Origin of the sequence: Crocosphaera watsonii WH 8501 (assembly GCF_000167195.1) — a bacterium.
Taxonomy (GTDB): domain Bacteria; phylum Cyanobacteriota; class Cyanobacteriia; order Cyanobacteriales; family Microcystaceae; genus Crocosphaera; species Crocosphaera watsonii.
Window position 1 is genome coordinate 1 of sequence record NZ_AADV02000145.1, and the last position, 11,036, is coordinate 11,036.

12 protein-coding genes and 2 pseudogenes are annotated in these 11,036 nt (G+C 37.9%); 10 read left to right on the top strand and 4 right to left on the bottom strand.

All coding sequences use genetic code 11. The features are described from left to right. Window positions 1–17 precede the first annotated feature (17 nt). Both thiL and CWATDRAFT_RS25890 read right to left on the bottom strand, forming a co-directional pair. Window positions 18–875, bottom strand: coding sequence for a thiamine-phosphate kinase (gene thiL / locus CWATDRAFT_RS25885; RefSeq protein WP_007307777.1), 858 nt, complete (start codon window positions 873–875; stop codon window positions 18–20). Next, the gene (locus tag CWATDRAFT_RS25890) at window positions 872–1,684 is read right to left on the bottom strand and encodes an ABC transporter permease (RefSeq protein ID WP_412093273.1); all 813 of its coding nucleotides are present in this window, start codon (window positions 1,682–1,684) and stop codon (window positions 872–874) included. The genes thiL and CWATDRAFT_RS25890 overlap by 4 nt, the downstream gene beginning before the upstream one ends. Before the next feature lie 212 nt (window positions 1,685–1,896). Between CWATDRAFT_RS25890 and cutA the strand changes: the two genes are divergently transcribed. Genes cutA through CWATDRAFT_RS41995 form a run of 3 tightly spaced genes read left to right on the top strand, consistent with a single transcriptional unit; the run spans window position 1,897 to window position 3,408 of the window. After that, window positions 1,897–2,217, top strand: a complete 321-nt coding sequence (gene cutA, locus CWATDRAFT_RS25895) for a divalent-cation tolerance protein CutA (protein ID WP_007307779.1) — start codon at window positions 1,897–1,899, stop codon at window positions 2,215–2,217. Window positions 2,218–2,226: 9 nt separating this feature from the next. Then, window positions 2,227–2,700 carry a glycosyltransferase gene (locus CWATDRAFT_RS41990; protein WP_412093271.1) on the top strand — a complete coding sequence of 158 codons (474 nt, stop codon included), beginning with the start codon at window positions 2,227–2,229 and terminating at the stop codon, window positions 2,698–2,700. Between the two features lie 57 nt (window positions 2,701–2,757). After that, window positions 2,758–3,408, top strand: a complete 651-nt coding sequence (locus CWATDRAFT_RS41995) for a glycosyltransferase family 4 protein (protein WP_007307781.1) — start codon at window positions 2,758–2,760, stop codon at window positions 3,406–3,408. Window positions 3,409–3,452: 44 nt separating this feature from the next. On the opposite strand, the gene CWATDRAFT_RS25905 is transcribed toward CWATDRAFT_RS41995, so the two are convergent. Beyond that, the gene (locus tag CWATDRAFT_RS25905) at window positions 3,453–4,124 is read right to left on the bottom strand and encodes a sugar transferase (protein WP_007307782.1); all 672 of its coding nucleotides are present in this window, start codon (window positions 4,122–4,124) and stop codon (window positions 3,453–3,455) included. Window positions 4,125–4,275: 151 nt separating this feature from the next. Between CWATDRAFT_RS25905 and CWATDRAFT_RS38870 the strand changes: the two genes are divergently transcribed. The 6 genes and pseudogenes from CWATDRAFT_RS38870 to CWATDRAFT_RS25930 all read left to right on the top strand — a co-directional run bounded on the left by CWATDRAFT_RS38870 (window position 4,276) and on the right by CWATDRAFT_RS25930 (window position 9,507). Further along, window positions 4,276–4,464: a hypothetical protein gene (locus CWATDRAFT_RS38870; RefSeq protein WP_231607067.1), complete on the top strand. Its 189-nt coding sequence runs from the start codon at window positions 4,276–4,278 to the stop codon at window positions 4,462–4,464. A 26-nt stretch (window positions 4,465–4,490) separates the two neighbouring features. Further along, entirely contained in the window at window positions 4,491–5,543 is a 1,053-nt protein-coding gene (locus tag CWATDRAFT_RS25910) for a DUF3326 domain-containing protein (protein ID WP_007307784.1), read from the top strand. After that, window positions 5,536–6,133 (top strand): annotated as a pseudogene (locus CWATDRAFT_RS25915) (CPBP family intramembrane glutamic endopeptidase). The gene CWATDRAFT_RS25910 and the pseudogene CWATDRAFT_RS25915 overlap by 8 nt, the downstream one beginning before the upstream one ends. An 11-nt stretch (window positions 6,134–6,144) precedes the next feature. Then, entirely contained in the window at window positions 6,145–6,594 is a 450-nt protein-coding gene (locus tag CWATDRAFT_RS25920; RefSeq protein ID WP_007307787.1) for a DUF3531 family protein, read from the top strand. A gap of 95 nt (window positions 6,595–6,689) precedes the next feature. After that, a complete protein-coding gene (glcD, locus tag CWATDRAFT_RS25925) occupies window positions 6,690–8,147 on the top strand; it encodes a glycolate oxidase subunit GlcD (RefSeq protein ID WP_007307788.1) in 1,458 nt (485 codons plus the stop codon). A gap of 373 nt (window positions 8,148–8,520) precedes the next feature. Further along, window positions 8,521–9,507 carry a permease gene (locus CWATDRAFT_RS25930; RefSeq protein WP_007307789.1) on the top strand — a complete coding sequence of 329 codons (987 nt, stop codon included), beginning with the start codon at window positions 8,521–8,523 and terminating at the stop codon, window positions 9,505–9,507. A 160-nt stretch (window positions 9,508–9,667) separates the two neighbouring features. On the opposite strand, the gene CWATDRAFT_RS42000 is transcribed toward CWATDRAFT_RS25930, so the two are convergent. Further along, the gene (locus tag CWATDRAFT_RS42000) at window positions 9,668–10,000 is read right to left on the bottom strand and encodes an ankyrin repeat domain-containing protein (RefSeq protein WP_081451016.1); all 333 of its coding nucleotides are present in this window, start codon (window positions 9,998–10,000) and stop codon (window positions 9,668–9,670) included. Between the two features lie 123 nt (window positions 10,001–10,123). On the opposite strand from CWATDRAFT_RS42000, the pseudogene CWATDRAFT_RS25935 reads away from it, so the two are divergent. Beyond that, window positions 10,124–11,036: pseudogene (locus CWATDRAFT_RS25935) on the top strand (transposase); the annotation flags it as partial.

Consider the following 11,036-nt stretch of genomic DNA (forward strand, 5'->3'; position numbering starts at 1 on the left):
TCAACAACTAGTCTTCACTACAACCAGTTTTTTCGCTTCTCTCGTAAGCATAACACTAATTCAAAATCTTCTCCCCCATATAATACCCAATTTAAGGCTTGCTCTGCACTAAACCACTGTGATATCATAGATACTGAAGATAAACTGGATAACTGTATCTGTGCGCCAACCCCACTAGAAGCACAGATTTGTAGCACAGCATCCCCCAAACCGTCACTACTGTCCATACCCGTTATTACAGTGGTTTCCATTATCTCCCAGAGATACCGAAGCAAGTCTAAACGGGGTTGAGGGTATTGGTGGGCAGAGAGGAATATATCTCGCTGTTGTTGAGGGAGGTTAGTCCCGAGACTAGGATTGAGTAATAATTCTAACCCTCCTCGTGACATCCCATGATCCCCAGTAACGACTATCAACTCTCCAGGTTGAGCCGTAGAACGCCTTATAATATGCTTAGGACTAACTTGACCCAAAGCTGTGATGCTCACAGTTGTCACTGAGGAACGACAAATGTCTCCTCCAACTATGGCTGTGTTATGCTCGGCTAAAATACTGCTCATGCCTTGATACATTTGCTCTACCCAATCCACCGAAAGCTCTCCGTCTAAAGCTAAGCCAACAGTGACGGCTAAGGGACTAGCTCCCATTGCTGCGAGATCCGAAAGATTAGCAGCGATCGCACGCCAACCAACGGAGTGAGGGGGGGTAGTGACATCGCTAAAGTGTACCCCATCTACTAAAACATCGGTGGTTACCACTAACTGTTTCTGAGAATCAGGGGACAAAACAGCAGCATCATCCCCAATTATATCATGGGGACAAAAAGATTGTATTTTTTTTAATAGTCCTTGTTCCCCAATGTCCTTAATTTTCATCGTTTATTACGCAAAGCAGGGTTAAACATTTCACTAATACCTTCCCCTATAAAAGATAATCCTACCACCATTGATGTCATAGCCATTCCAGGGAATAAAGTTGTCCACCAAATACCTGTAGATAAATCAGGTAATGCTTCTTTGAGATCATGACCCCATTCCGGTACTTCTTGTGGTAATCCCAATCCCAAAAAACCCAAACCACCCAATACTAAAATAGCATCAGCAGCGTTCAAGGTAAAGACAACAGGAACACTTTGAATAACATTTAAAAATAGATAGCGAGACAAAACCCTAGTTGGGGTTGCTCCCATAGCTTTTGCTGCTTCGATAAATAACTCATTTTTGACACTGGTAGTATGGTTACGAACTATACGATAATACTGAGGAACATAGGCAATACTCACAGCAATTGCCACATTTAGTATTCCTCTCCCTAAAATAAAAGCTAAAGTTACCGACAATAATAAACCAGGGATTGTATAAATAGTGTCCATGAAGAATAGAAGTATTTTATCAACTTTTCCTCCTAGATAACCACTTACTAATCCTAAAGGGACGCCGACTATTATGGATATAATTGTTGTCAAAAAAACCACTTTCAAAGCAGCCTGAGAACCAAAAATAGTACGAGAGAAGACATCATATCCTCTAATATTAGTCCCTAACCAATGACTTAAACTAGGAGAGTCTCCAGGAATATAACTCAATGAGTCTGTGGGATTTTTCAGGAAGCCAACTGCTTGTAAAATAGGAGCGAATAGAGCAATAAATAACCACAATAATATTATTAATATACCAAGATACATTAATATTTGAGCAAGGCCCAAATTAGAAAAACGGCTTAATTTAGATTTTGATATAAGCATACGTTAATAATTTTGTTGGTAATAGATTACGAGAAAATTGTAACCTATTATGAGGAAATGGTAGCACAGCCTTCTAGGCTGTAATAAGTAGTCTGGTTGTGTTACACTGTTCAAGACTGAAATGTAAAGCCGATGGAGAGAAAGGATAATTTATGTCTTCACCATTTATTGTTATTATAACAACAACATCAAACAAAGAAGATGCTAATAAAATTGCTCAAACCTTGTTAGCTAAGAAACTAGCAGGTTGTGTACAAGTCATTGGTCCGATCAGCAGTCATTATTATTGGAAAGATGAGCTATGTCAAGATGAAGAATGGCTCTGTTTAATTAAAAGTAGTCAACAACATTATCAAACTCTAGAAAAAACAATCCAAGAGATTCATCCTTATGAGGTCCCTGAAATTATTAGTTTACCCATTCAAGAAGGAAATCAAGGTTATTTGAGTTGGTTAAATCAGCAACTTAAATAAGACAATTAAATGAGGAATAAAATGAGCATGAAAAAGAAAATTTCTGTGTTAGCACCAGACTTATCTGGAGGTGGTGTTACCAGGGTTTATTTGTTAGCAGAAGTCCTGCAAAAACTCAACTATGATGTTAAAGTTGTAGGGTGTGCTTTTCGGCAACCCCTTTATCCACCACCCCCTTCTTATCTAACAGTTGAATGGATACCTGGTAGTGATTATCCGCAATTTATTGGAGCGATTTGGCAGTTACTGCAAAAAATTGATGGGGATATTATTTATGCGGTGAAACCTAGGCCCACTAGCTTAGGAATAGCTGTATTAAAAAAACTACAAAGTCGTAAACCGATTATTTTAGATATTGATAACTGGGAAATGAGTTGGTTTGGGGGAGATAATTGGCGATATTATGTTAAACCCAAACAACTTTTAAGAGATATTATCAAATCCGATGGTGTCTTTAGAAATCCCCAATATCAATGGTATTAAAAATGGACTCATAAACTAATTAAATACGCCGATGCTATTACTATTAATACCAGATTTTTGAGTAATAAATACGGGGGAACTTATTTACCCCACGGCAAGGATACTGAGCGCTTCAATCCTGAAAACTTTTCTCCTGAAAAAAGTAGAGAAAAATATGGAATGTCTGACTATAAAATTTTAATGTTTCCCGGAACGGTTAGACCCCATAAAGGTATTGAAGATATATTACAAGCAATGGACTTACTCAATCGTGAAGACTTAAAATTAGTATTAGTGGGTGGCAGAATTATCGAAGATGGCTATGTGAACAAATTAATTAATAAATGGCAACGTTGGATTATTAAATTACCACAACAATCTCCCGAAAAGATGCCTGAAATTGTAGCAGCAGCCCATCTAATTGTGGTTCCTCAACAATTAACTAAAACATCTAAGGCGCAATTTCCCATTAAATTAACCGATGGAATGTCTATGGCTAAGCCAATTTTAGCCACCAAAGTAGGAGATATACCAGAAATTTTAGGGCATACTGGTTACTTAGTTGATCCCAGTTCCCCCGAGCAATTAGCAAACAAAATAAACTGGATTTTTAATCATTTAGAAGAGGCAGAAAAGCAAGGGCAAAAAGCCAGAGAGAGGTGTATTCAAGCATACAGTTTAGATTCAATGGCGACAATTTTATCCCAAGTTTTAGAAACCGTGATCTAATAAAATGGTTAAGTATTGGGCTAAAGTTCAACCCAATCAAAAAATTAATAAGCACCCTGTTTGTTGAATACAACAATAACAGTTTTAAAAATTAAACTAAAATCGTACCATAAAGACCATTTGTTTTGATAGTGAAGATCCATGTTGACGATATCTTCAAAATTTTTGACAGTTGAGCGGCCATTGACTTGCCATTCTCCTGTAATCCCAGGTTTAACATTGAGTCGTTGCAAGTGATGAGTATCATATTTGTCTACTTCATCGATTGTTGGGGGACGAGTTCCCACTAAACTCATATCTCCCATCAACACATTCCAAAATTGGGGAAATTCGTCTAAACTGGTTTTTCTTAAAAATACCCCTAAACAGGTAATACGGGGATCATTTGTGTTCTTAAAAATATGCCCATCGGCCTCATTTTTTACTAAATGTTTCATTTTATCTGCCCCAACCACCATAGAGCGGAATTTCCAAATCCGAAAGCGGCGGCCATGTAACCCACAACGAATTTGACTGTACAGTAGGGGTCCAGGATCGGAGATAGCCATACCTATCATAATAGGAATAGCGATTATGACTGTAATCATTAACCCTACCAAAGCTCCCATAACATCTATCACCCTTTTGAGTTTGCTATGGATAGAAGGATGAAGCTCTTTAGTTTGGCTGGCGATCGCAGAATGGGAGTTGAGTTTAACAGAGTTGAATGCTGTCATTGCTTTACTAAGATTTATTTTTACTCTCTTGACTACCAGGATAAAATATGGATGTTAGTTTTCATGTTAGTTTTCGTGTTAGTTTTCGTGTTATCTTTCTTTTCTCACTCTCGGGATAACTGATACAATTACCAATACATGATGTAAGTTGTTGGCTAGAACTAATATGACAACCCATTTTATTGAAGCCGAAATCGATCTTCAACAAACCCCTCTCACTGTCAAAGACGTAGAAGCAACCCTAGAAAAACAAGGGGAACCCCTACGCTGGGCTATCACTGAAGTAGATAAGGACAAAGAAACTGCCAAAGTAGAAGCCATTGTTACCAATGAACAATGAAAAATGACTGCTAACTGGTAACTATAATGATTAATCGTCCTTATACCGCCGTATTAATCGTTCCTACGGGTATTGGTGCCGCTATTGGTGGTTATGCAGGGGATGCTTTACCTGTAGCTAAGGCTATGGCTAAGGTATGCCATCGCCTGATTACCCATCCCAATGTATTAAATGGGGCCCAACTATATTGGCCCCTAGACAATATTTTCTATGTAGAAGGGTACGGTTTAGATCGCTTTGCCCAAGGAAGATGGGGACTTAAACCCGTCCATCAAAACCGAGTAGGATTAATTTTGGATCGAGGCATCGAACCCGAATTAAGAACCCGTCACATTCAAGCCGCAGATGCTACTAGAGCAACTCTAGGACTGACCTTAACGGATTATGTGGTCACGGATACCCCTTTAGAAGTAGAACTGCGTACAGCAGATTCTGGAGCCAGTTGGGGAACCATTGGCCACCCCGAAAGTTTACTGAGGGCAGCAGACAAGTTGATCAGTAAGAGTAAAGCAGAGGCCATCGCCGTTGTAGCTCGGTTTCCCGATGACGTAGATAGTGTGGAATTAGATAATTATCGTCACGGCCAAGGGGTTGATACCTTAGCCGGGGCAGAAGCCGTTATCTCTCACCTGATTGTCCGTGAATTTGCCATTCCCTGCGCCCACGCCCCGGCCTTAGAACCCTTAGAAGTTGATGAGTCCATTTCCCCTCGGGCCGCAGCAGAAGAATTAGGCTACACATTTTTGCCCTGTGTCTTAGTGGGGTTAAGCCGTGCGCCCCAGTTTGTCAGCCAACCCCAAACCAATAGTATTTGGGCCGATGAAGTGGATGCTGTGGTGATTCCTCACACCGCTTGTGGAGGTAGTGCCATACTCAGTTTTAGTGGAGGAAATACCCGTATTATCACCGTTAAAGACAATACCACAGCCCTCAATGTCACCCCTGAATACTTAGGAATGGAGACAATTACGGTAAACTCGTATTTAGAGGCGTTGGGTGTTTTGGTGGCTCATAAAGCTGGCATTAGTATTGATGCCTTACGTCCTACTATGTCCTCTCTTTCTCAAGCCTGTGACTAATCCTAATTCTTTTGATATGGAACCGTTAACCCGTACCCAAATTTTAGTGGTAATGGGAGTAACTGCCATTATTTTATTAATCGTAGCTAAAATCTGGCAATATTTTGGCTCTGTAGCCTTGATCAAGATTCAATTTTCTCCCGATGGGCTGCTCTATGGGGCTGCTTTGGCCGGTATCATCATTGTTGCTAGTAGTATTGTTTATCGTTTATGGCCTGCTTATCGTCAAAGTGCCGATGCTTACCTACAATTGGTGTTAAAACCTTTGGTTTGGCCTGATTTACTTTGGTTAGGTTTATTACCCGGCCTCAGCGAAGAATTACTTATTTCGTGGGGTGATGTTACCCGGCTTTAGGGTACGATTTCTTCGCACTAATTTTGTCTAGTTTAGTGTTTGGGGATATTACCATTTAAGCGGTTCCCAACAATGACCTTATGTGGTTTGGGCCACTATTGTGGGGTTTGCTCTTGGTTATAGTGCTTTAATGACTGATAATTTATTGGTTCCTATTACTGCCCATATTATTACCAATTGGATGTCCAGTGGACTCTGGAAGTTTAATAATAGAAATAGTGATGTTACATCTTAGTTAATGATCTTATGGAAGTTCAATTTAGAGAGTTTAATCCTTTTAATGTTTGGATTTGGTTGGAGTTTGAAACGGTTCCGGCTCCTATGGAAAGACAGTATCTAGAAGAAGTATTTAATTCCTGGTTTTATTTAGGTAAACTGGGGGGATTTAACGCCGAAAATCTTCAGGTACAAGATATGGGGGTAGAAATTAGTTATATGGAGTATAATACCAAAGTTTCAGATGAAATGATGATGGCTCCCATGCACAATATGGCTGAGTTTGAATACGAAGGAGTTTGGGGTCGTTGTTGGTTTGATCTGGGAACCAGTGATTTAATTGCCCTCGATGTTTTAATCAATGCTTTAACTCAATTAGGTCAAGAATTAATCGTTATTAAAAAGTTAATTATTGGCGGAGAAAATGAAGATTGGCCCATTTCTAATAAGCAACAAGCTATGTTTGCCGAGGATAATTAAAAGTAATTGACAATGGATAATGGATAATGAGTTTTTATTTAAAAAAACAGGGAACACATCAGCTACAATAAAACATAAGAATTAATTATAACCCCATGTTATTAAATCGAATTTTAAACAACACGGATCAAAAATGGCGACCCATTGTCAAAGCTTTAGAAGCGGCGATCGGTAAAGATGGGGTCATTCGTCGCAAAGAAGAATTATTGACCTACGAATGCGACGGTTTAACAGCTTACCGTCAAAGTCCGGCGGTGGTGGTTTTACCTCGCACCACGGAAGAAGTGGCAGCAGCAGTTAAAATCTGTCATGATCATCAAATTCCTTGGGTGGCCAGAGGTGCCGGAACGGGACTATCTGGGGGTGCCTTACCGGTAGAAGATTGCGTTTTAATTGTCACTGCTCGCATGAAACAAATTCTTGACATTGACTTAGAAAATCAACGGGTGACGGTGCAACCTGGAGTCATTAATAATTGGGTAACCCAAGCAGTTAGTGGGGCCGGTTTTTATTATGCTCCTGATCCTTCCAGTCAAATTATCTGTTCTATCGGTGGTAATGTAGCAGAAAATTCCGGTGGGGTTCACTGTTTAAAATATGGGGTAACAACTAATCATGTTTTGGGGTTAAAATTAGTTATTCCTGATGGTTCAATTATCGAAGTTGGTGGTAGTATTCCTGAAATGCCAGGTTATGACTTAACAGGTTTATTTGTGGGTTCAGAAGGAACCTTAGGTGTAGCAACAGAAGTCACTTTAAAGATACTCAAAACCCCTGAAACTATTTCTGTTGTTTTGGCTGATTTTACTACAGTTGAATCTGCCGGACAAGCGGTGGCCGATATTATTAGTTCTGGTGTCATTCCTGCTGGTATGGAAATTATGGATAATTTCTCCATTAATGCGGTGGAAGATACAGTCAAAACCAATTGTTATCCAAGGGATGCAGCAGCTATTTTATTAGTAGAATTAGATGGCTTATCCGTTGAAGTAGAAGCTTATAACAAGAAAGTTGCCGATATTTGTCGTCAACATGGCTCGAGAGAAATTACAACAGCGAATGACCCCGAAACCCGTTTAAAACTTTGGAAAGGAAGAAAAGCTGCCTTCGCTGCTGCTGGTAATATTAGTCCCGATTATTTTGTTCAAGATGGTGTAGTTCCCCGTACACAACTGGCTACTGCTCTGGATAAAATTGACAAATTAGGTGAAGAATATGGTTATCGTATTGCCAACGTTTTCCATGCAGGAGACGGGAATTTACACCCTTTAATTTTGTATGATAATTCTGTTCCTGGACAATGGGAAGAAGTAGAAGAATTAGGGGGAGAAATACTCAAATTATGTGTAGAATTAGGAGGAAGTCTATCAGGAGAACACGGGATAGGTGTTGATAAAAATGAATATATGTCCTGTATGTTTAACGAAATAGACTTAGAAACCATGCAATGGGTAAGAAAGGTATTTAACCCCGATAATTTAGCCAACCCCGGTAAACTTTTCCCCACTCCTCGAACCTGTGGAGAAGCAGCAAATGCTAAAAAATATACTTGACATTTGGTCGAAAACGTGAATTAAGTAGGTAAGTGTAATTAAATATAAAATAGAACAGTCCGTAGTGAAGGCTTCAGCCTTCATAATGAGTACCTTTTTCTTCCTAAAGGACTTACTACAAACTTACATTTATTTTTACCTACCGACTTAATGATATAGCAATCATTTATCAGTTGTGAGAATTAATGTTGAAACTGATCCCCCCTAACCCCCCTGCCCCCCTTTGTAAGGGGGGAACTAAAGGGGGGATCATTAAGGGGGGAATTAAAGGGGGGATCTCGATAATCTCACGAATCATTACTGATTGCTATAATTGATAATTTCCTTAAACTAAGGTTATCAATTATCACTTATCACTTATGGCTTTTTGAATATGTCTCAACTGAATTATATTTATACCTTATTTGTCAGTAACCTGTTAATATCTTTACCTTTTCTTCTTCTTGGTATTGTTATTTCCAGTGCTTTATTAGTCTTTGTAGATGAAGATCAATTAGTTGCTAAATTACCCCGTACTCGTATTTTAGCAGTGATTATTGGCAGTAGTTTGGGGTTTTTACTTCCTGTGGGACAATACGGTAATCTTCCCATAGTAAGACGGTTATTATTGCAGGGTGTATCTATCCCTTTATGTATCAGTTTTTTAATCGCTTCTCCTACTGTTAACCCTTTTATTATTAGTAACAGTTGGCAAATTTTGGGAGATTATCCTACATTAGTATTTTTAAGGATTTTAGGAGGGTGGTTAATTGCTATTTTGGTAGGTTTAATTTTTAGTGCCTACCCAGAAAAATCTATTGTCATAGATGAGTCTTCTTCCGTGCTACAAAGTCGTTCTAGTCTGGTTCATTCTGGCACTATTCTATCAGGTTTAGAGGGTTTTAAACCCCTTCAACGTGCAGGTAATTTAGTGTATGAATCTCAGGGTAATGTTAGGACTTCTGTGAGCAGAATACAACAATTATATTTATTTTTTGATAATATAGTTCGAGAGTTTATTGAATTAGGAAGTTTTCTTGTGGTGGGGATTGCTATTTCTACTGTTTGTCAATTTTTTCTACCTCAAGCACAACTTTTTCAATGGGGTGAAACCCCTTTAAACCAATTATTAATCATGATAGTGTTTGGTTTAGTTTTATCTCTTAATTCTCTGAGTTCAGCTTATTTCTTAACTCCCATTTTGTCTTCTATCTTATATGGTTCTGGTTTAGCATTTTTATTATTAAATTCTCTGTTTAATATTTCTAGTTTGATTTTGTTTTTAAGTATAATACGGATTAAGTTTGCTAGTTATATTATTATTTTGACAGCACAATTAATTTTAGTTTTTGGTTTATTGGTTAACTTTTATATTACTTGATTATCAAGATATATCAGTGTTTATTATTAATGATATGTGAGAAGCTATAATACATCAGGACATAATAGTATTATGTCCTGATGTATTATAGCTTCTCACGTATTATTACTGATTGCTATAGTATGACAAATACAATACATATAAAAGGATAGAAATTAGGTTATCTTGCACCGTGTTTTTTGAGTAATACTATTATCTCTCGATGTTTCCTCCACTCTGCATGATTAAGTGGGGTATTACCATCGTTATCTTGAACATTAACATCAGCACCATTATTAATTAATAATTCTATTGTCTCTTTATTTTCTTCCTGTGCTGCATAATGGAGTGGGGTTCTACCATCGTTATCTTGAACATTAACATCAGCACCATGATTAATTAATAATTCTATTACCTTTGTATCTCCTTCCTTTGCTGCATAATGAAGTGCAATTGATCCATAAGCATCTTGGATATTAACTCCATCATTCCCACTAATTAGGGTTTGCTGAATAAAAGCAAAACCCTATTCTTTAAAAGGTTACACCCATATTCGCGATCGCAAAAAAGATCAGCTTTGTCGGCTACAAACCGCTATAATTGGTAGAAACACCTCCCAGTTGTTGGTCAAGAACAAATGTATCGAAAAGAGGAGCAACCTTTACCGCCCCCAGAAAAATTTGAATTACCTTTCGAGGGCAAATTGTCCCCCAATAATCGTTGGGTAATCATGGCAGAGTTGATACCTTGGGATGATTTTGAGGAAGAATATGCTAAACTTTTTTCAGCAGAAAAAGGTGCGCCAGCCAAACTATTTAGAATGGCATTAGGGACATTAATTATTAAGGGAAAATTAGGAACAAGTGATAGAGAAACTATAGAACAGATTAGAGAAAATCCCTATCTACAATACTTTATAGGTTTAAATTGTTATCAACAAGAGCCACCACTGGAATCTTCAATGCTAGTTCATTTTAGGAAAAGAATTGATGGAGAATTGATAAACAAAATCAATAAAAAAATAGTAAAAAGAGAAATAGACAAGAGTGATAAAGAAGTAAAAAAAAAGGATTGTCTCCAAGAAAAAGGAGAAAAAATAAAAAACAAAGGTAAACTAATTTTAGATGCGACTTGTACGCCAGCAGACATCAAATACCCAACGGATTTAGGCATATTAAATNCAGCCAGAATTGAGACAGAAAGAATAATAGATAATCTTTATAAACCATTAGAGTAAAATGAGAAAAAAGCGAGAACCTCTAGAATATTGCTAGAAAGGAATACTTAAAAGTAGCTAANAAACGAAAAGTATCTTATCAAGAAAGAAGAAAAGCTATCGGGAAACCAGTAAAATAACTTTAAGAAAAATTTAGGAAATATAGAAGACTTTAATTTCAGCTGGGGCCTCCCTGGAAAATCTGAATAAAAGACCGAAAAATTGGCTTGAGACTACTCAAAAAGTTTAGAAACACAACCGTCCATGGTGGAAAATTAAAACCCAAAGGTTCCTCCAAAAATTGGAGGTTAACTTAACCCCAAATTCTCCAAAA

Bases quoted from the DNA above. Each gene is read 5' to 3' on its own strand.
- CWATDRAFT_RS41990 (WP_412093271.1), top strand. From the start codon at position 2,227: ATGAGGAATAAAATGAGCATGAAAAAGAAAATTTCTGTGTTAGCACCA.
- CWATDRAFT_RS25905 (WP_007307782.1), bottom strand. From the start codon at position 4,124: ATGACAGCATTCAACTCTGTTAAACTCAACTCCCATTCTGCGATCGCC.
- CWATDRAFT_RS25890 (WP_412093273.1), bottom strand. From the start codon at position 1,684: ATGTATCTTGGTATATTAATAATATTATTGTGGTTATTTATTGCTCTA.
- CWATDRAFT_RS25910 (WP_007307784.1), top strand. From the start codon at position 4,491: ATGATTAATCGTCCTTATACCGCCGTATTAATCGTTCCTACGGGTATT.
- glcD (WP_007307788.1), top strand. From the start codon at position 6,690: ATGTTATTAAATCGAATTTTAAACAACACGGATCAAAAATGGCGACCC.
- CWATDRAFT_RS25920 (WP_007307787.1), top strand. From the start codon at position 6,145: ATGGAAGTTCAATTTAGAGAGTTTAATCCTTTTAATGTTTGGATTTGG.
- cutA (WP_007307779.1), top strand. From the start codon at position 1,897: ATGTCTTCACCATTTATTGTTATTATAACAACAACATCAAACAAAGAA.
- thiL (WP_007307777.1), bottom strand. From the start codon at position 875: ATGAAAATTAAGGACATTGGGGAACAAGGACTATTAAAAAAAATACAA.
- CWATDRAFT_RS25930 (WP_007307789.1), top strand. From the start codon at position 8,521: ATGTCTCAACTGAATTATATTTATACCTTATTTGTCAGTAACCTGTTA.